This is a genomic window from Streptomyces sp. enrichment culture (genome assembly GCF_964273255.1).
GTDB lineage: Bacteria > Actinomycetota > Actinomycetes > Streptomycetales > Streptomycetaceae > Streptomyces.
On record NZ_OZ186835.1, the window covers coordinates 4,784,520 to 4,804,206 of the forward strand.

General features: G+C 70.2%; 16 protein-coding genes and 2 tRNA genes. 16 read left to right on the forward strand and 2 right to left on the reverse strand.

Annotation, left to right across the window (positions count from 1 at the left end):
• Positions 1–54 precede the first annotated feature (54 nt).
• Together ACSU53_RS20755 and ACSU53_RS20760 are read left to right on the forward strand one after the other, a co-directional pair.
• Positions 55–249, forward strand: a complete 195-nt coding sequence (locus tag ACSU53_RS20755) for a hypothetical protein (protein WP_362089755.1) — start codon at positions 55–57, stop codon at positions 247–249.
• Between the two features lie 184 nt (positions 250–433).
• Entirely contained in the window at positions 434–781 is a 348-nt protein-coding gene (locus tag ACSU53_RS20760; protein WP_437029852.1) for a DUF1330 domain-containing protein, read from the forward strand.
• A gap of 383 nt (positions 782–1,164) precedes the next feature.
• On the opposite strand, the gene ACSU53_RS20765 is transcribed toward ACSU53_RS20760, so the two are convergent.
• A tRNA-Gly gene (locus ACSU53_RS20765) sits at positions 1,165–1,235 on the reverse strand.
• A 164-nt stretch (positions 1,236–1,399) separates the two neighbouring features.
• On the opposite strand from ACSU53_RS20765, the gene ACSU53_RS20770 reads away from it, so the two are divergent.
• The 5 genes from ACSU53_RS20770 to clpX all read left to right on the forward strand — a co-directional run bounded on the left by ACSU53_RS20770 (position 1,400) and on the right by clpX (position 6,346).
• Positions 1,400–1,476, forward strand: a tRNA-Pro gene (locus tag ACSU53_RS20770).
• A gap of 180 nt (positions 1,477–1,656) precedes the next feature.
• Positions 1,657–3,060 carry a trigger factor gene (gene tig, locus ACSU53_RS20775; RefSeq protein ID WP_437029854.1) on the forward strand — a complete coding sequence of 468 codons (1,404 nt, stop codon included), beginning with the start codon at positions 1,657–1,659 and terminating at the stop codon, positions 3,058–3,060.
• A gap of 394 nt (positions 3,061–3,454) precedes the next feature.
• Positions 3,455–4,060: an ATP-dependent Clp protease proteolytic subunit gene (locus tag ACSU53_RS20780; RefSeq protein WP_030858107.1), complete on the forward strand. Its 606-nt coding sequence runs from the start codon at positions 3,455–3,457 to the stop codon at positions 4,058–4,060.
• A gap of 113 nt (positions 4,061–4,173) precedes the next feature.
• The gene (locus tag ACSU53_RS20785; RefSeq protein ID WP_362089750.1) at positions 4,174–4,878 is read left to right on the forward strand and encodes an ATP-dependent Clp protease proteolytic subunit; all 705 of its coding nucleotides are present in this window, start codon (positions 4,174–4,176) and stop codon (positions 4,876–4,878) included.
• 181 nt (positions 4,879–5,059) lie between these two features.
• Positions 5,060–6,346: an ATP-dependent Clp protease ATP-binding subunit ClpX gene (gene clpX, locus ACSU53_RS20790; RefSeq protein ID WP_164336149.1), complete on the forward strand. Its 1,287-nt coding sequence runs from the start codon at positions 5,060–5,062 to the stop codon at positions 6,344–6,346.
• An 86-nt stretch (positions 6,347–6,432) separates the two neighbouring features.
• Here clpX and ACSU53_RS20795 read toward each other — a convergent pair whose 3' ends face one another.
• Positions 6,433–7,407 carry a hypothetical protein gene (locus tag ACSU53_RS20795; protein WP_437029856.1) on the reverse strand — a complete coding sequence of 325 codons (975 nt, stop codon included), beginning with the start codon at positions 7,405–7,407 and terminating at the stop codon, positions 6,433–6,435.
• A gap of 138 nt (positions 7,408–7,545) precedes the next feature.
• Between ACSU53_RS20795 and ACSU53_RS20800 the strand changes: the two genes are divergently transcribed.
• The 9 genes from ACSU53_RS20800 to rodA all read left to right on the forward strand — a co-directional run bounded on the left by ACSU53_RS20800 (position 7,546) and on the right by rodA (position 19,686).
• Positions 7,546–10,170, forward strand: coding sequence for a valine--tRNA ligase (locus ACSU53_RS20800; RefSeq protein WP_437029858.1), 2,625 nt, complete (start codon positions 7,546–7,548; stop codon positions 10,168–10,170).
• Positions 10,171–10,370: 200 nt separating this feature from the next.
• Entirely contained in the window at positions 10,371–11,891 is a 1,521-nt protein-coding gene (gene folC, locus ACSU53_RS20805) for a bifunctional tetrahydrofolate synthase/dihydrofolate synthase (protein ID WP_437029860.1), read from the forward strand.
• Positions 11,892–11,898: 7 nt separating this feature from the next.
• Positions 11,899–12,249, forward strand: a complete 351-nt coding sequence (locus ACSU53_RS20810) for a DUF4233 domain-containing protein (RefSeq protein ID WP_437029862.1) — start codon at positions 11,899–11,901, stop codon at positions 12,247–12,249.
• Between the two features lie 66 nt (positions 12,250–12,315).
• Entirely contained in the window at positions 12,316–12,729 is a 414-nt protein-coding gene (gene ndk / locus ACSU53_RS20815) for a nucleoside-diphosphate kinase (RefSeq protein WP_437029863.1), read from the forward strand.
• 293 nt (positions 12,730–13,022) lie between these two features.
• Positions 13,023–14,042 carry a rod shape-determining protein gene (locus ACSU53_RS20820; RefSeq protein WP_006133575.1) on the forward strand — a complete coding sequence of 340 codons (1,020 nt, stop codon included), beginning with the start codon at positions 13,023–13,025 and terminating at the stop codon, positions 14,040–14,042.
• A 189-nt stretch (positions 14,043–14,231) separates the two neighbouring features.
• Positions 14,232–15,173, forward strand: a complete 942-nt coding sequence (gene mreC / locus ACSU53_RS20825) for a rod shape-determining protein MreC (RefSeq protein WP_437029865.1) — start codon at positions 14,232–14,234, stop codon at positions 15,171–15,173.
• Positions 15,174–15,186: 13 nt separating this feature from the next.
• A complete protein-coding gene (mreD, locus tag ACSU53_RS20830) occupies positions 15,187–15,861 on the forward strand; it encodes a rod shape-determining protein MreD (RefSeq protein ID WP_437029867.1) in 675 nt (224 codons plus the stop codon).
• A 181-nt stretch (positions 15,862–16,042) separates the two neighbouring features.
• Entirely contained in the window at positions 16,043–18,487 is a 2,445-nt protein-coding gene (gene mrdA, locus ACSU53_RS20835) for a penicillin-binding protein 2 (protein ID WP_437029868.1), read from the forward strand.
• Positions 18,484–19,686, forward strand: coding sequence for a rod shape-determining protein RodA (rodA, locus tag ACSU53_RS20840; protein WP_437029870.1), 1,203 nt, complete (start codon positions 18,484–18,486; stop codon positions 19,684–19,686). The genes mrdA and rodA overlap by 4 nt, the downstream gene beginning before the upstream one ends.
• Position 19,687 lies beyond the last annotated feature (1 nt).

Below are 19,687 nucleotides of genomic sequence, written 5' to 3' on the forward strand. Positions count from 1 at the left end.
GGGTCGCGTGCCCCGGGCCGGGAGTGTGCGGACCGATCGAGGGTGTGATCAGTTGTGGCCATTTCACTGTCAGTGGTGCTGCTGTTGGCAATCATCCTTGTGGTGCTGATGAGAGGCGGCTCCATCAAGGCGGGCCCGGCGATCGTGGCGATCCTCTTCGGCTTCTTCCTCGCCTCCACCGGCATGGCCCCGTCCATCAACCGGTTCCTCAACTCGATAGCCGAGACGATCAACTCCATCAGCTTCTGACCCGGCCCGTGGCGCGGACCCCCGCCCCGCGGTGACGGACGGCCCGACGGCCCACGGACGGTCACCGGCGGCCCGCCGCGGCGCGGGCCCCGCCGCCGTCCTTACCTCCGGGGTCATCGACGCGGCAGGCGCCGGACCGGCACGCTCGGCCGTACGCAGCCGACCGACCGGAAGGACCCGGCCCATGCCCGCCTACGTCATCGCCCGTCTCCAGGAGGCCGCTCCGCACCCGGAGATCGCCGAGTACATCGAGCGCATCCCGGCGACCTTCGAACCGTACGGCGGGCGCTTCCTGGTGCACGGCACCGCGCACGAGGTGAAGGAGGGCGCCTGGCCCGGTCACGTGGTCATGATCGGCTTCCCCGGCCCCGCCGAGGCCCGCGCCTGGTGGGACTCGCCCGTCTACCGCGCCATCGCCCCCCTGCGCACCCGCCACATCGACGGCGACATCATCCTGGTCGAGGGCGTCCCCGACGGCTACGACCCGGCCACCACCGCCCGCGCCCTGCGCGCCTCCCTCCCCAACGGCTGAGCAGCCTCCCTCCCCACCGGCTGAGCGCAGGGCCCGCGGCCGCTACCGTCCGACCGGGAGCACGAGCACGAGCACGAGCCCCACGGCCGGCCGGCCGGGACCTGCCCGGTGACCGAACCGCCCGGCCGAAGCGTGGCGGTGACGGCCCTGTCGCCGGTGACGGCCCTGTCGTCGATGCCGCGTCCGGCCTTCGCGGATGCCGCGTCCGGCCTCGTCGGCAGGGCCGGATGAGGGCCGGAAGAAGGAGGAGGCCGGGGAAGGCAGGACCGAGAAGGATCGAGAGCCCGAGGGGCACGCGGGGGACACGGCCGACCGATCCGGACCCCGGGAACCGATCAGGGCCAGGCGGAGGATGAACCTCTGCCTGGCCCTGAGCCGTACCGAGCGGGCGACGGGAATCGAACCCGCGTAGCCAGTTTGGAAGACTGGGGCTCTACCATTGAGCTACGCCCGCACACGCGTGCCGCAGGCCGGGTGGCCGACGGCGCTGACAGGCATCGTAGCGGGTCGGAGGCCCTCGCCGCACACCCCCGCCCCCGCCGGCGCCCCGCCGCACCGCGCCCGGGAAATGCCGAGGCCGGAACGCGCGGGGGCATGTACCCTACTCGTCGCACCAGACGGGGTGTGGCGCAGCTTGGTAGCGCGTCCGCTTTGGGAGCGGAAGGCCGTGGGTTCAAATCCCGCCACCCCGACCAGTCACCCGATCGTCCACCGATGATCGCCTTTGGGCGCCGTAGTCGCTGCCGTTACTATCAAGCTGCACGCCCGTGTCTCTCAGCTCTCCGAGCGTCTGATGAAGTCCTCCGGGCGACGCATCGGCCGTGCCGTTCTGGTACCGGCGGAAACCAAGAAGTCAGCCACAAGGAGACCGAACCGTGAAGAGCGCCGTGGAGACCCTGAACCCGACCCGGGTTCGGCTCACTGTCGAGGTGCCCTTCGAGGAGCTCAAGGACAGCCTCGACGCGGCGTACAAGAAGATCAACCAGCAGGTCACGGTGAAGGGCTTCCGCAAGGGCAAGGTCCCGGCCCGGGTCATCGACCAGCGGTTCGGCCGCGGTGCCGTCCTGGAGGAGGCCGTCAACGACGCCCTCCCGAAGTTCTACACCGACGCGGTCAACGAGGCCGAGCTGAACCCGCTGGGCCAGCCCGAGGTCGACATCACGGAGCTGAAGGACGGCGAGACGCTGAACTTCACCGCCGAGGTCGACATCCGTCCCGCCATCGAGATCCCGGACTACTCCGGCATCGAGGTCGAGGTCGACGCCGTCGAGGTCACCGAGGAGGACGTCGACAAGTCGGTCGAGCAGCTGCGCGAGCGCTTCGCCTCCACCACCCCGGTGGAGCGCGCCGCCGGTGACGGCGACGTCGTCACCATCGACCTGAAGGCCAAGGTCGACGGCGAGGTGCTGGAGGACGGCGTCGCCGACGGCGTCTCCTACACCATCGGCTCCGGTGAACTGCTGGACGGCATCGACGACGCCGTGAAGGGCCTGTCCGCGGGCGAGGAGGCCACCTTCACCTCCGAGCTGAAGGGCGGCTCCGCGGCCGGCAAGGAGGCCGAGGTCACCGTGAAGGTCACCCAGGTCGCCGAGCGTGAACTGCCCGAGCTGGACGACGAGTTCGCGCAGCTCGCCTCCGAGTTCGACACGCTCGAGGAGATGCGCGCGGACAGCCGCAAGCGCCTGGAGAACATGAAGCAGTTCGACCAGGCCACGCAGGCCCAGGAGCGCGTCCTGGAGAAGCTGCTCGAGCTCGTCGAGGTGCCCGTCCCCGAGAAGCTGCTCGAGGACGAGATCAACACCCGCAAGCACAACCTCGAGCACCACCAGCTCGGCCAGATGGGCCTCGACCTCCCGAAGTACCTGGAGATCCAGGGCAAGACGGAGGAGGAGTTCGAGAACGAGACCCGCGAAGCCGCGATCAAGGGCATCAAGACCCAGTTCGTGCTGGACGAGCTCGTCAAGCAGGAGAAGCTGAACGTCAACCAGGAGGAGCTCACCGAGCACCTCATGCGGCGCGCCGCCTCCTCCGGCATGTCCCCGGACCAGTTCGCGCAGGCGGTCGTCGAGGGCGGTCAGGTCCCGCTCCTGGTCGGCGAGGTCGCCCGCGGCAAGGCCCTGGCCGTCGTGGTCGAGAAGGCCACGGTCAAGGACACCAACGGCGAGGTCATCGACCTGGACGACGAGGAGGACGAGACCGCGGAGGCCGGCGAGGCTGCCGAGGCCGTCGAGTCCGCCGAGGCGACGGAGTCCGCCGAGGAGAAGAAGTCCGAGGGCTGAGCCGTACGGCACCCTCGTGAGTGACGGACGGGCCCCGGGCACCCTGTGTGCCCGGGGCCCGTCCGTCCGTCTCCCCGGACGGGGACGCCCGGCCGCCGGCCGGGCCGCATGCCCCCACCGCCCCCGGCCCCGCCGGTGCGCCCTGCCCGTGCCCGGCTCCCTGCCCGGCCCCCGTGCCCGGCTCCCCGCACCGCGCCGCCCGTGGCCTGGCCGGCCCGTGAGAAGTACGCCCCCGGCGAACACTCCCGTTACCGGGATTCCCCGGCGAGGCCACCGCGTTAGGGTCCTTGAATACCAGGGCAGGTGAGTCACCGAAACGGCCCCAGCCCCGCAGGGAAACGTGAGACGGCCCGGCGCCGTCGTAAGACGAGCAGGTGGATACGTGACGAATCTGATGCCCTCAGCCGCCGGAGAGCCTTCCATCGGTGGTGGCCTCGGCGACCAGGTCTACAACCGGCTGCTGGGCGAGCGGATCATCTTCCTCGGCCAGCCGGTCGACGACGACATCGCCAACAAGATCACCGCACAGCTGCTGCTCCTTGCCTCCGACCCGGACAAGGACATCTACCTGTACATCAACAGCCCCGGCGGCTCGATCACGGCCGGCATGGCGATCTACGACACCATGCAGTACATCAAGAACGACGTGGTGACGATCGCCATGGGCCTGGCGGCCTCCATGGGTCAGTTCCTGCTGAGCGCCGGCACCCCCGGCAAGCGCTTCGCACTGCCGAACGCCGAGATCCTGATCCACCAGCCCTCCGCCGGTCTCGCCGGTTCGGCCTCGGACATCAAGATCCACGCCGAGCGGCTGCTGCACACCAAGAAGCGCATGGCCGAGCTCACGGCCCAGCACACCGGTCAGACGGTCGAGCAGATCACCCGCGACTCCGACCGTGACCGCTGGTTCGACGCCTTCGAGGCCAAGGAGTACGGCCTCATCGACGACGTGATCGCCACGGCCGCCGGTATGCCGGGCGGCGGCGGCACCGGGGCCTGACCGGCCCCACGGGGCCCGCCCGCCCCGTGGGCCCCACCGGCTCCGCCCGCCGGCGACCCGGTGCAGCCCCCCAGAGCCCCAGCCGACCGCCTCAGCCCCTTTCAGGAGAAACCGTGAACGACTTCCCCGGCCGCGGCCTGTACGACCGCATGTCCGCCCAGGACATGAGCGCCTCCCAGGCCCGGTACACCGGCCCGCAGGCCGAGTCCCGCTACGTCATCCCGCGCTTCGTCGAGCGCACCTCGCAGGGCATCCGCGAGTACGACCCGTACGCGAAGCTCTTCGAGGAGCGGGTCATCTTCCTCGGCGTCCAGATCGACGACGCCTCCGCCAACGACGTCATGGCGCAGCTGCTGTGCCTGGAGTCGATGGACCCCGACCGTGACATCTCGGTCTACATCAACAGCCCCGGCGGCTCGTTCACCGCGCTGACGGCGATCTACGACACCATGCAGTACGTGAAGCCGGACATCCAGACGGTGTGCATGGGCCAGGCCGCCTCCGCCGCCGCCGTCCTGCTCGCCGCCGGCACGCCCGGCAAGCGCATGGCCCTGCCGAACGCCCGCGTGCTGATCCACCAGCCCTACAGTGAGACCGGCCGCGGCCAGGTCTCCGACCTGGAGATCGCCGCCAACGAGATCCTGCGGATGCGGACCCAGCTGGAGGAGATGCTGGCCAAGCACTCCACCCGCCCGTTGGAGAAGATCCGCGAGGACATCGAGCGCGACAAGATCCTCACCGCCGAGGACGCGCTGGAGTACGGCCTGATCGACCAGATCATCACCACCCGCAAGTTGGACAACTCCAGCCTGCGCTGACGCGGGCGGGGCGTGACATCTGCCGCCCCTTGGCACGGTTTGACCCGGTCCACGTCACAGCGAACCGTGCCAAGGGGGGCCCGGACGAGGGGCCCGGCAAGGTACCGTCGGACATAAGGCAGCACCAGGAGCCGCTGGACGTTGACGTCCAGTCGTCTCCCAGGCGAAGGGGAAGCACACCGTGGCACGCATCGGTGACGGCGGCGATCTGCTCAAGTGCTCGTTCTGCGGCAAGAGCCAGAAGCAGGTCAAGAAGCTCATCGCAGGGCCCGGTGTGTACATCTGCGACGAGTGCATCGATCTCTGCAACGAGATCATCGAGGAGGAGCTGGCCGAGACCAGCGAGGTCCGCTGGGAGGAGCTCCCCAAGCCCCGCGAGATCTACGAGTTCCTCGAGGGGTACGTGGTCGGCCAGGAGGCGGCCAAGAAGGCCCTCTCCGTCGCGGTGTACAACCACTACAAGCGGGTCCAGGCCGGTGAGAACGGCGGCGCGCAGGGCCGCGAGGACGCCATCGAGCTGGCGAAGTCCAACATCCTCCTGCTGGGCCCCACGGGCTCCGGCAAGACCCTGCTGGCGCAGACGCTCGCCCGCATGCTGAACGTCCCCTTCGCGATCGCCGACGCCACGGCGCTCACCGAGGCCGGGTACGTGGGCGAGGACGTCGAGAACATCCTGCTGAAGCTGATCCAGGCGGCCGACTACGACGTCAAGAAGGCCGAGACCGGGATCATCTACATCGACGAGATCGACAAGGTCGCGCGGAAGAGTGAGAACCCGTCCATCACGCGCGACGTCTCCGGCGAGGGCGTCCAGCAGGCCCTGCTGAAGATCCTGGAGGGCACCACGGCCTCCGTCCCGCCGCAGGGCGGGCGCAAGCACCCGCACCAGGAGTTCATCCAGATCGACACGACGAACGTGCTGTTCATCGTGGGCGGTGCCTTCGCGGGCCTGGAGAAGATCATCGAGGGCCGGGCGGGCGCCAAGGGCATCGGCTTCGGCGCGACCATCCGCTCCAAGCGGGAGCTGGAGAGCAAGGACCAGTTCGAGCAGGTCATGCCGGAGGACCTGGTCAAGTTCGGCATGATCCCCGAGTTCATCGGCCGGCTCCCGGTCATCACCAGCGTCCACAACCTCGACCGCGAGGCCCTGCTCCAGATCCTCGTCGAGCCGCGCAACGCGCTCGTGAAGCAGTACCAGCGGCTGTTCGAACTCGACGGCGTGGAGCTCGACTTCGAGCGCGAGGCGCTGGAGGCCATCGCCGACCAGGCCATCCTGCGGCAGACCGGCGCGCGCGGCCTGCGCGCCATCATGGAGGAGGTCCTCCAGGGCGTGATGTACGAGGTGCCGTCCCGCAAGGACGTCGCCCGGGTCGTCATCACGGCCGACGTGGTCCTCTCCAACGTCAACCCCACCCTCATCCCGCGTGACGCGCGGGGCCGCGGGCCGGGGGAGCAGAAGACGGCGTAGCGGCCGGGCGCGGGCGCGCCGAGCCGCGGTACACATGGGAGGGGCCCCGGTCGTCGACCGGGGCCCCTCTCACGTCCGGCGCGTGCTCACGCCTTCTCGCGGACCTCCGCGCGCAGCTGGGTGGTGATGTCCACCGCGGTGTCCTTGTCGACGCCCGTGCCGGCGTTGTCGCCCGGCGAGACCATCGCGACGGTGCTGTAGTCGGCCCACGCGCAGAACCAGTCGGTCGACTTCTTCTTGGTGAGCGCGTTGTCGGCCCTGGTGGACTGGCACTTGGCGACCGCGCCGTCGATCTCGATCTCCTCGGGGTCGCCGATCAGCTCGACGTTCTGCATGCCGCCCGGCGAGCCCTTGGCGTTGTCCTTGACCTGCTTCTGGATGTTGGCGAAGAAACGGTCCAGCACCTGCTGCGGGTCATCGATCTTCCCGTAACCGCCCGCCATGGTGACGCCCTTGGCGGTCAGCAGCTCGGCCGTGCTCGGGAAGTCGCCGGCGGTGCTCGGGTCCGACGGGTCGTAGTCGCCGAAGTCGGCGGTCGACCACTGCCCGATGACGGCGGTGCCTTCCTTGACGCCGCTCTTGGCCATGTCGTCGACCATGTCCGAGTCGCTGTTCTCGGTGCCCTCGCCGAAGCGCTGGTACTCGCTGAGCACCGTCTTCGGCGTCGTGAGCTTGTGCGGCCCGTCGTCCTCCAGCCCGCCGCCCGCGCCGCCGCCCCCGCCTATGACGAAGTAGGCACCCACACCGATCGCGGCGACGACCGCGACCGCGCCGATGATGATGCCGGCCTTCTTGCCGCCCCCGCCCGCCGCGGGCGGCTGGGGCGGCATGCCGTACGGCGCCTGGCCGTAGGGAGGCTGCTGGCCGTACGGGGGCTGGTGGGGCGGGACACCGGGCTGGCCGGGCTGCTGCGGGTAGCCGTAGCCCGGCTGGGGCGCCTGCTGGGGGTAGCCGTAGCCGGGCTGGGGAGCCTGCGGCTGCTGGCCGTAGGGACCCGGCTGACCGTACGGACCGGGCTGCTGGGGCTGCCCGCCGTACGGGCCCGGCTGGTTGTAGCTCATCTTCTGGGTTCCCCTCCAGATGCTTACGTGTCGCTCACATCCTGGCTCAGGAGGAAACCCTTCAGACCGGCGGGGGGCGCACCGTTACAAAGGAATCGCGTTTCGGGACTGGGCCGTGACACCCGTAAACTCATGCCCGTGACCGAGAACACTCAGCAGCCAGCATCAGCGCCCACCACCGAACTGCCGACCCAGTACGCGCCGGCCGACGTAGAGGGGCCGCTGTACGAGCGCTGGGTAGAGCGGGGGTACTTCGAGGCCGACGCCAAGAGCGAGAAGCCTCCGTACACCGTCGTCATCCCCCCGCCCAACGTCACCGGCAGCCTGCACCTCGGGCACGCCTTCGAGCACACGCTCATCGACGCCCTGACCCGCCGCAAGCGCATGCAGGGCCACGAGACGCTGTGGCAGCCGGGCATGGACCACGCCGGCATCGCCACGCAGAACGTCGTCGAGCGGGAGCTGGCCAAGGAGGGCAAGTCCCGGCACGACCTCGGCCGTGAGGCGTTCGTCGAGCGGGTCTGGCAGTGGAAGGCCGAGTCCGGCGGGCAGATCTCCGGCCAGATGCGCCGCCTCGGCGACGGCGTCGCCTGGTCGCGCGAGCGCTTCACCATGGACGAGGGCCTGTCGAAGGCCGTCCAGACCATCTTCAAGCGGCTCTACGACGACGAGCTGATCTACCGCGCCGAGCGGATCATCAACTGGTGCCCGCGCTGCCTGACCGCGATCTCCGACATCGAGGTCAACTACCAGGACGACGACGGCGAGCTCGTCTCCATGAAGTACGGCGAGGGCGACGACACCATCGTCGTCGCCACCACCCGCGCGGAGACGATGCTCGGCGACACGGCCGTCGCCGTCCACCCCGACGACGAGCGCTACCGGCACCTGGTCGGCAAGCTGATCAAGCTGCCGCTGACCGACCGCTCGATCCCGGTCGTCGCGGACGAGCACGTCGACCCCGAGTTCGGCACCGGCGCCGTCAAGGTGACGCCCGCCCACGACCCGAACGACTTCGAGATCGGCCAGCGGCACGGCCTGCCCGCCATCACCGTCATGGACGAGCACGCGGTCATCACCGTGCACGGCCCCTTCCAGGGCCAGGACCGGCTGGAGGCCCGTTCCGCCATCGTCGCCGCGCTGCGTGCCGAGGGCCGGATCGTCGCCGAGAAGCGTCCCTACTCGCACTCGGTCGGCCACTGCTCGCGCTGCAGGACCACCATCGAGCCGCGGCTGTCCATGCAGTGGTGGGTCAAGGTCGGCCCGCTCGCCAAGGCGGCCGGGGACGCCGTCCGTGACGGCCGGGTGAAGATCCACCCGCAGGAGATGGAGAAGCGGTACTTCGACTGGGTCGACAACCTGCACGACTGGTGCATCTCGCGCCAGCTGTGGTGGGGCCACCGCATCCCGGTCTGGTACGGGCCGAACGGCGAGGTCGTCTGCGTCGGACCCGACGACGAGGCGCCCACCGGCGAGGGCTGGCACCAGGACACCGACGTCCTCGACACCTGGTTCTCCTCCGGCCTGTGGCCGTTCTCCACCCTCGGCTGGCCCGAACAGACCGAGTCGCTCGCGAAGTTCTACCCGAACTCCGTCCTGGTCACCGGCTACGACATCCTCTTCTTCTGGGTCGCCCGGATGATGATGTTCGGCCTGTACGCGATGGACGGCACCCCGCCGTTCCACACCATCGCCCTGCACGGCATGGTCCGCGACCAGTTCGGCAAGAAGATGTCGAAGTCCTTCGGCAACGCGGTCAACCCGCTCGACTGGATGGACAAGTACGGCTCGGACGCCCTGCGCTTCACGCTCGCGCGCGGCGCCAACCCGGGCGTCGACGTGCCGATCGGCGAGGACTGGGTCCAGGGCTCGCGCAACTTCGCCAACAAGATCTGGAACGCGACCCGGTTCGCGCTGATGAACGGCGCGACCGTCGAGGGCCCGCTGCCGGACGCCTCGGCGATGGCGCCGACGGACCGCTGGATCCTGTCCCGGCTGAACACGGTCGTCGCCGAAGTCGACGCGTACTACGAGGACTTCCAGTTCGCCAAGTTGTCGGACACGCTGTTCCACTTCGCCTGGGACGAGGTCTTCGACTGGTACGTCGAGCTGTCCAAGACCACCTTCCAGGCGGGCGGCGAGGCCGCCGAGGTCAGCAAGCGGGTCCTGGGCGAGGTCCTCGACGTCACGCTCCGGCTGCTGCACCCGGTCGTCCCCTTCGTCACCGAGACGCTGTGGACCACGCTGACCGGGGGCGAGTCGGTCGTCATCGCGGACTGGCCCACCGACAGCGGCTTCCGGGACGCGGACGCCGAGCGCGAGATCGCCACGGTCCAGTCGGTGGTCACCGAGGTCCGCCGCTTCCGCCACGAGCAGGGCCTGCAGCCCGGCCAGCGGGTCCCGGCGCGGCTGACCCTCGACGGCACCGCGCTGGCCCGGCACGAGGCGGCCATCCGCCAGATGCTGCGGCTCCAGCCGGAGGGCGACGCCTTCACCGCCACGGCGACCCTGCCGGTCGGCGGCGCCGAGGTCGCGCTGGACCTGTCCGGCACGATCGACGTCGCCGCCGAGCGCAAGCGGCTCGCCAAGGACCTCGCCGCCGCGCAGAAGGAGCGGCAGCAGGCGCAGGCCAAGCTGGGCAACGAGGCGTTCCTCGCCAAGGCGCCCGACCACGTCGTGGACAAGATCCGCACCCGCCTCGCCAAGGCGGAGGAGGACATCGTCCGCATCGACAACCAGCTCGCGAAGCTGCCCGAGAGCTGACCCGGCCGGGGGAGTGCCGCGGCCTCCCCGGCTCCTCCTGCGGCAGGGCACCCGCGGGCCCGGCGCACACGCGCCGGGCCCGTTCCCGTCCCCGGCCGGACTCGTCCTCGTCCGCCCGCCGGGGCCCGTCCCGTGCCGCCGCCGACGTCCGCCGGAGCCTTCGCCGCGTCCGCCGGCGGCCCTTCCGTAGACTGGCCCCCGTGAGCGACCTCCCCCCGAACAGCGACGCCGACGAGCCCGACCCCCTCGACTCCTTCGAGGAGATCATCGAGGCCGAGACCAGCCGCGACCCCGACCTCGCGGTGATCGAGGCGGGCAGCCGCACCCTGCGCACCCAGGGCGGACCGCCCGAGGCCGACGTGCCCGCGCGGCCGGCCGATCCGGAGGTCGACAAGGCGCTCCGCGAGGTGGAGGCCGAACTGGCGACCCGCTGGGGCGAGACCAAGCTGGAGCCGTCGGTCGCCCGGATCGCCGCGCTGATGGACGTGCTCGGCGAGCCGCAGCGCGCCTACCCGTCGATCCACATCACCGGCACCAACGGCAAGACCTCCACCGCCCGCATGATCGAGGCCCTGCTCGGCGCCTTCGAACTGCGCACCGGCCGCTACACCTCCCCCCACGTGCAGTCGGTCACCGAGCGCATCAGTCTCGACGGGGCGCCGATCTCCGCCGAGCGCTTCGTGGAGACGTACCGGGACATCGCGCCCTACGTCGAGATGACCGACGCCCGGCAGGAGTACCGGCTGTCCTTCTTCGAGGTGCTGACCGGCATGGCGTACGCCGCCTTCGCCGACGCGCCGGTGGACGTCGCCGTCGTCGAGGTCGGCATGGGCGGCAGCTGGGACGCGACCAACGTCATCGACGGCAGCGTCGCCGTCGTCACGCCCATAGACCTCGACCACACCGACCGCCTCGGCGGCACGCCCGCCGAGATCGCCGGTGAGAAGGCCGGGATCATCAAGTCCGGCGCCACGGTGATCATGGCGCAGCAGCCGGTGGACGCGGCCCAGGTGCTGCTGAAGAAGGCCGTGGAGGAGGACGCCACCGTGGCCCGCGAGGGCCTGGAGTTCGGCGTGGTGTCCCGGCAGATCGCGGTCGGCGGCCAGCTGCTCACGCTGCGCGGCCTGGGCGGTGAGTACCCCGAGGTGTACCTGCCGCTGCACGGCGCCCACCAGGCGCACAACGCGGCCGTGGCGCTCGCCGCCGTGGAGGCGTTCTTCGGCGTGGGTGCCCAGCGTGCCGAGCCGCTCGACATCGACACCGTGCGCAAGGCGTTCGCCGCGGTGGCCTCGCCCGGCCGTCTGGAGGTCGTGCGCCGCTCGCCCACCGTGGTGCTGGACGCCGCCCACAACCCGGCGGGCGCGCGCGCTGCGGCCGCCGCGGTGGGGGAGGCGTTCCAGTTCACCCGGCTCATCGGCGTCGTCGGTGCCAGCGGCGACAAGAACGTGCGCGGGCTGCTGGAGGCGTTCGAGCCGGTCTTCGCCGAGGTCGTCGTCACCCAGAACTCCAGCCACCGCGCGATGGACGCCGACGCCCTGGCCGCGGTCGCCGTGGAGGTGTTCGGCGAGGACCGCGTCCAGGTGGAGCCGCGGCTGCCGGACGCGCTGGAGTCGGCGATCACGCTGGCCGAGGAGGAGGGCGAGTTCGCCGGCGGCGGTGTGCTCGTCACCGGTTCCGTCATCACGGTCGGCGAGGCCCGACTGCTCCTGGGGAAGGGCTGAGAAACCCGTGCGTACGCTCTGCGCCTCGACGCTGATCGGCGAGGTCTTCATCATCGGCTTCGCCGGACTCGTCGCCATGAAGGACCCGGACATGTCCATGAGCACGGTGTGGACGGTGTGCGGTGTCGCCATGGTCCTGTGCGTGCTGCTGTGCGGCATGATCACCCGGCCGGGCGGCGTCGCCCTCGGCTGGGCCCTGCAGATCGCGCTGATCGCCTCCGGGTTCGTCGTCCCGACGATGTTCTTCCTCGGCGCGGTGTTCGCGGCGCTGTGGTGGGCTTCGGTGCATTACGGGCGAAAGGTGGACGAGGCGAAGGCCCGGTTCGCCGCGCAGGCGGACCAGCCTGACGCTGCGTGACCGGGGGCGCGACACGCCGGGTAATCTCGTGTTCCCGCACATCGTTGACTGGCAAGGAGCTCCGCCGTGACCCAGCGCACCCTCGTCCTCCTCAAGCCCGACGCCGTCCGTCGTGGCCTGACCGGCGAGATCATCAGCCGCATCGAGCGCAAGGCCGGCTGGCGGATCACCGCGCTGGAGCTGCGCACCCTGGACCACGAGACGCTGGAGCAGCACTACGGCGAGCACCGCGGCAAGCCCTTCTACGAGCCGCTGATGGAGTTCATGGCGTCCGGTCCGGTGGTCGCCCTGATCGTCGAGGGTGACCGGGTCATCGAGGGCGTGCGCCAACTGGCCGGTCCGACCGACCCGATCGCCGCCGCGCCCGGCTCGATCCGCGGCGACTTCGGGGTCATCGTGCGGGAGAACCTGATCCACGCGTCGGACTCGGAGGAGTCCGCCGAGCGCGAGGTGAAGATCTTCTTCCCGGGCCGCGCGTAACGATCTCGTCGCGCCCGATCGCGGCGGAATCGGCCGCCGGTGGAATGGTCTGGGGGATTTGCCCCCGGACCATTTCTGGCATATGCGCGGCGTTCGGGGGAACGCATGCCCCCGATGGCCCGTCTCCACAAGCAGCGGGGGGCGCCATCTGATGACAATGGCGAAGACCCTCGCACAGTGTTCGCGAAGGCGCGTCTACCATGGAAGCCATCGCGTCACCGCACCCACCTCGCCAACCTGAAAAGCCCTCAAAAGCTCGTGGGAAGGCCAGACGAATCCTGATGGGGAACTCAATGTCGTTCATCGGCCGTGACATGGCTGTCGACCTCGGGACCGCCAACACGCTGGTGTACGTCAGGGGTCGCGGGATCGTACTCAACGAGCCGTCCGTCGTGGCGATCAACACCAACACCGGCGGCATTCTCGCCGTCGGTGCCGAAGCGAAGAAGATGATCGGGCGCACCCCGGGCAACATCGTCGCCGTGCGTCCGCTGAAGGACGGCGTCATCGCCGACTTCGAGATCACCGAGCGGATGCTCCGCTACTTCATCCTGAAGATCCACAAGCGGCGGTATCTGGCTCGTCCGCGGGTCGTCGTCTGTGTGCCCTCGGGCATCACGGGAGTCGAGCGCCGCGCCGTCATCGAGGCGTCGTCCCAGGCCGGCGCCCGTCAGGTGCACATCATCGAGGAGCCCATGGCCGCGGCCATCGGCTCCGGCCTGCCGGTCCACGAGGCCACGGGCAACATGGTGGTGGACATCGGCGGCGGCACCACGGAGGTCGCGGTCATCTCCCTCGGCGGCATCGTCACCGCCCAGTCCATCCGCGTCGCGGGCGACGAGCTGGACAACGCGATCATCCAGCACATCAAGAAGGAGTACTCGCTGCTGCTGGGTGAGCGGACGGCCGAACAGATCAAGATCACGATCGGTTCGGCGTACGACCTGGACACCGACGAGCACACCGAGATCCGTGGCCGTGACCTGGTCTCCGGACTGCCCAAGACCGTCGTCATCTCCGCCGCCGAGGTCCGCAAGGCGATCGAGGAGCCCGTCAACGCCATCGTCGACGCGGTGAAGACGACCCTCGACAAGTGCCCGCCGGAGCTGTCCGGCGACATCATGGACCGCGGAATCGTTCTGACCGGCGGCGGAGCCCTGCTGCGCGGCCTCGACGAACGGCTGCGCCGCGAGACCGGCATGCCGATCCACATCGCGGAGGACCCCCTGGACAGCGTGGCCCTCGGCTCCGGCAAGTGCGTCGAGGAGTTCGAGGCGCTGCAGCAGGTGCTGGACGCCCAGCCGCGCAGATGACACGACTCTTCGATTCCGCCGTACGGGACGATCTCCTCTCGTACGGCGGATCGTTGATATAGAGGCATCAGCTCCCGCCCCGGGCCGGCCGCCCGGGCGGGGGCGGCACCACCCGCACACCCCATCGCCCCATCCGAACCAACCGACACCTCATACCCGTTCTCGACGAGGAAGGCACGGCCGCCGCACGTGAGGGACACACGAGAGAGCCGGCTGCTCCTGGTGCTGCTGATCGCCATCGCGTTCGCACTGATCACGGTGGACATCCGCGGCGGGGAGGACTCGCCGGTCGACGGTGCCCGGGGGGCCGCGGCAACGGTCTTCGGTCCGATCGAGAACGGCGTCTCCAGCGCGGTCGATCCGATCGGCAACGCGGTCTCCGCGATCCGCGACTCCGGTGAGCGCCACGACCGGCTCGCCCGCCTGGAGCAGGAGAACGCGGCCCTCAAGGCCGAACTCGGCAGCGACGACCGCAACCGCAGCCGCCTCAAGCAGCTCGACAAGCTGCTCAAGGTCGCCGGCCAGGGCCAGTACGGCATCAAGGGCGCCCAGGTCATCGCCATAGGGGCGGCCCAGGGCTTCTCCTGGACCGTCACCATCGACGCCGGCGCCAACGACGGCATCGAACGCGACATGACCGTCCTCAACGGCGACGGCCTCGTCGGGCGGGTCACCACCGTGGGCCCCAACACCGCGACCGTGCTCCTCGCCAGCGACCCCGACTTCACCGTCGGCACCCGCATGGAGGCCAGCGACGAACTCGGCTTCGCCTCCGGGCAGGGCGACCGCCCGCTGCGCGTGGAACTGCTGAACGGCAAGGCCGAGATCAAGAAGGGCGACCGCCTGGTCACCTTCGGCTCGCAGGCCGACAAGCCCTTCGTGCCCGGCGTCCCGGTCGGCGTGGTCTCCCGCGTCGACCCCTCCGGCGGCGACCTGACCCGCACCGTCTACGTCACGCCCTTCGTCGGCTTCACCAAGCTGGACATCGTCGGCGTCGTCGTCCAGGCCCCCGAGAGGGACCCGCGCGACACGGTGCTGCCCCGCAAGGCCGAGCCGACCCCCACGCCGACCGTGACGGTGACGGTCACCCCGTCCGCCCCGGCCGACGGCCAGTACCAGCCAGAGCAGTAGGAGCTGTCACCTCATGCGCGTCAACCGGATCCTGCTCTCCAGCGCACTGATCGTCGTCGCCCTGGTGCTCCAGGTGAGCGTCCTCGCCCGCCTCCACCTGCCCGGTGCCGTCCCCGACCTGCTGCTGCTCACCGTCCTCGGCCTGGCCCTGGTCTACGGCCACGTCGGCGGCGCCCTCGTCGGCTTCGCCGCCGGACTCCTCGCCGACATCGCCCCGCCCGCCGACCACGCCGCCGGCCGCTACGCCCTCGTGCTGTGCGTCATCGGCTACCTGGCAGGACTGGTCAAACCCGAGACCGGCCAGGTCAAGTCGGCCACCGGCCCCATGGTCGTGGTCGTCGCCGCGGCCGTCGGCTCCACCCTGCTCTACGCCGGGGTCGGCGCCCTCGTCGGCGACACCGCCGCCCGCCACGTCGGCCTCGGCAGCCTGCTGTTCACCGCCGCCCTGTACGACCTGCTGCTCGCCCCGTTCGTCGTCCCCGGCGTCATGGCCCTGGCCAGACGCGCCGAGAACGACCCGCTCGCCGAGAACACCTCCACCAAGTCCGGCGGCGACATCGCCTCCGGCTGGCTCTCCGGCGGCACCGGCCTGCGCATCGGCGACCAGCGCGGCGGCGGCATGCGGGTGAAGGCCGCCCGGGCGCGCGTCGCCCGCGCGGGACGCATCAAGGGGGTCAAGCGCCTGTGAACAGGGCGAAGTTCACCCGCACGGGTGAAGCACGGTGGAACCCCGGCCCGGACGCCGGCCGTTCCACCCTCGTACGCACGCACACGTTCCGCACACACGCGTTCCACACCCGCACGTCACCCGCGTCCGCGCCGGCCGCACCGGCACCCACGTCCACGCAGCGAGAGGGGGAGAAGCCCGCGTGACCAACATCCCCGAGACCGGCCGCAGCCCACGCGTCCAGATCCGGCTCGTCGTCATCCAGGTCCTCGTCCTCTCCCTCCTCGGCACCCTCGGCGGGCGCCTGTGGTACCTCCAGATCCGTGAGGGCGCCGAGTACGCCAAGGAGGCCTCCGGCAACCACGTCCAGCAGGTCGTCCAGCCCGCCGTGCGCGGCTCCATCCTGGACGCCCGCGGCGTCGCCCTCGCCGACAACGAGACCCGGCTGGTCGTCTCCGCCTCCCGCACCGACCTCATGAAGATGAAGGACGACGGCAAGGCGGTCCTCACCAAGCTGGCCGGCGTCCTCGGCATGGCCCCCAAGGAGGTCATGGAGAAGGTCCGGCTGTGCGACGCCAAGACCCCCCAGCCCTGCTGGAACGGCTCGCCCTACCAGCCCATCCCCATCACCGACGAGGCCACCCCGAAGCAGGCCCTGCAGATCCGCGAGCGCGCCGAGGACTTCCCCGGCATCACCGCCGAACCCCAGGCCGTCCGCCGCTACGCGAGCCCCGGCAAGTCCAACACCGCCCAGGTCCTCGGCTATCTCTCACCCGTCACCGACGAGGAGATCACCAAGGCCCAGGACACCGACTCGCCCTACCTGCGCTCCGACATGGTCGGCCGCTCCGGCCTGGAACGGCAGTACGACAAGCAGCTGCGCGGCAAGGCCGGCGTCACCCGCTACGAGGTCGACAAGCTGGGCCGCGTCATCGGCCGGGCCGAGTCCGACCCCGCCGAGCCCGGCGCCAACCTCGTCACCAGCATCGACGCCCGGGTGCAGCGCGTCGCCGAGTACGAGCTGAACGAGGCGATGAAGGCCGCCCGCAAGGAGCACGACCGCAACACCAACCGCAACTACGAGGCCGACTCCGGGGCCGTCGTCGTCATGGAGGCCAAGACCGGCCGCGTCGTCGCCATGGCCTCCAACCCGACCTACGACCCCAACGCCTGGGTCGGCGGCATCTCCTCCAAGGACTACGCGCGCCTCACCGGCAAGAACAGCAACTACCCGCTGCTCAACCGCGCCATCCAGGGCCAGTCCGCACCCGGCTCCATCTTCAAGGTCATCCCCACGGCCGCCGCGATCAACGCCGGCTACTCCTTCGACGGCCCCTACGAGTGCTCCAGCTCGTACTCCATCGGCGGCCAAGTCTTCAAGAACTTCGAGTCCCAGAGCTTCGGCGGGATCAGCCTCGGCCGCGCCCTGGAGGTCTCCTGCGACACCGTCTTCTACCGCCTCTCCCACCAGGAGTGGAAGCGCGACGGCGGCAACAAGCCGAAGAAGAACGCCAACGACTGGTTCTACAAGACCGCCCACCAGTTCGGCCTCGGCCAGGAGACCGGCATCGACCTGCCCAACGAGGTCACCGGCCGCGTTCCCGACCGCCAGTGGAAGGCCGACTACTGGAAGGCCAACAAGGACGCCTGGTGCAAGACCGGCAAGAAGGGCGGCTCCTACGCCGAGCAGATCGCCTACGAGAACTGCCTCGAAGGCAACCGTCTGCGCGCCGGTGACTCCGTCAACTACTCCATCGGCCAGGGCGACACCCTCGTCACCCCCATCCAGATGGCCTCCGTCTACGCCGCCCTGTCCAACGGCGGCACCATGCACACCCCCACCGTCGGCAAGGCCGTCATCAGCCCCGACGGCAGGACCATCACGGAGATCAAGCCCGAGGCGCAGGGCAAGCTGCCGATGACCAAGGCGACCCTGAAGCGGATAGACGAAGCACTGGAGGGGGTCGCCACCCGCGGTACGGCCGCCTGGCGCTTCGGCGGCTGGCCGCAGGACAAGATCCCCATGCACGCCAAGACCGGTACCGCCGAGGTCTACGGCAAGCAGACCACCTCCTGGTTCGCCACCTACACCGAGGACTACGCGATCGTCATGACGATCGCCCAGGGCGGTACGGGCTCCGGCGCCTCCGGCCCCGCCGTCCGCAACATCTACAACGCGCTGTACGGCATCTCCGAGGACGGCGAGATCGACAAGAAGAAGGCGCTGCTGCCCAGCCCGCAGAAGAAGCTGCCCGCCATCCGCACGGACGGCACCATCGCCTCCCCGAAGATCGCCAAGGACCCGGTCAAGGAACTCCAGGCCGCCCGCGAGGCCGCCCAGGAGGGCGAGGGCACGCCGGACGGCACAACGGCCCCCGACGACGGCGGGCAGGACGCCACCGTCAACACGCCGCCACCCGCCAACCGCGACACCCGCCGCCGGGACGGCCGGCGCGGCCCGGGCCGACGCGGCACCGGACGCGGCGGACGCGGAGGAGGCCCCGCCCGCCCCGGCCACGGCGGCGGTGGTGACGGCCGCGGCGGTGACCAACGGACACCCGACGGCCCCCGGCACCGCGGCGCCCCGTTCCGGGCCACCGCACCACGGCGCCCGCGCGGCCAGGCACAGCGGAGGTCCGCGACATGACCGGCGGCGTCAACAGCTTCCAGGTCTCCGGATACGGACCCGAGCGGGGCGGATGGACCCGGATCTTCGCCCGCGACTCCGTGGCCCGGCGCCTCGACTGGCCGATACTGCTCTCGGCCCTCGCCCTGTCACTGCTCGGCTCCCTCCTGGTCTACTCGGCCACCCGCAACCGGACCGAACTCAACCAGGGCGACCCGTACTACTTCCTGGTCCGGCACTGGCTGAACACCGGCATCGGACTCGCCCTCATGATCGGCGCCATCTGGCTCGGGCACCGCACCCTGCGCACCGCCGTGCCCATCCTCTACGGCGCCTCCGTCTTCCTGATCCTGCTGGTCCTCACGCCCCTGGGCTCCACCATCAACGGCGCCCACTCCTGGATCAAACTGCCCGGCGGCTTCTCCCTGCAGCCCTCGGAGTTCGTCAAGCTGACGATCATCCTCGGCATGGCCATGCTGCTCGCGGCCCGGGTCGACGCCGGGGACAAACCCCATCCCGACCACCGCACCGTCCTGCAGGCCCTCGGCCTCGCCGTCGTCCCGATGCTGATCGTGATGCTCATGCCCGACCTCGGGTCGGTCATGGTCATGGTCATCATCGTGCTCGGTGTGCTGCTCGCCTCCGGGGCCTCCAACCGCTGGGTCTTCGGCCTGCTCGGCGCCGGAGCCATCGGCGCCGTCACCGTCTGGCAGCTCGGCATCCTGGACGAGTACCAGATCAACCGGTTCGCCGCCTTCGCCAACCCCGAACTCGACCCGGCCGGCGTCGGCTACAACACCAACCAGGCCCGCATCGCCATCGGCTCCGGCGGCCTGACCGGCTCCGGCCTCTTCAAGGGCTCCCAGACCACCGGCCAGTTCGTGCCCGAGCAGCAGACCGACTTCGTCTTCACCGTCGCCGGTGAGGAACTCGGCTTCGTGGGCGGCGCCCTCATCATCGCCCTGCTCGGCATCATCCTCTGGCGCGCCTGCCGCATCGCCCGCGACGCCACCGACCTCTACGGCACCATCATCGCCGCCGGCATCGTCGCCTGGTTCGCCTTCCAGACCTTCGAGAACATCGGCATGACCCTCGGCATCATGCCCGTCACCGGCCTGCCCCTGCCGTTCGTCTCCTACGGCGGTTCCTCCATGTTCGCCGTCTGGCTCGCCGTCGGACTCCTGCAGTCACTGCGCGTCCAACGCCCCATGTCCGCCTGAC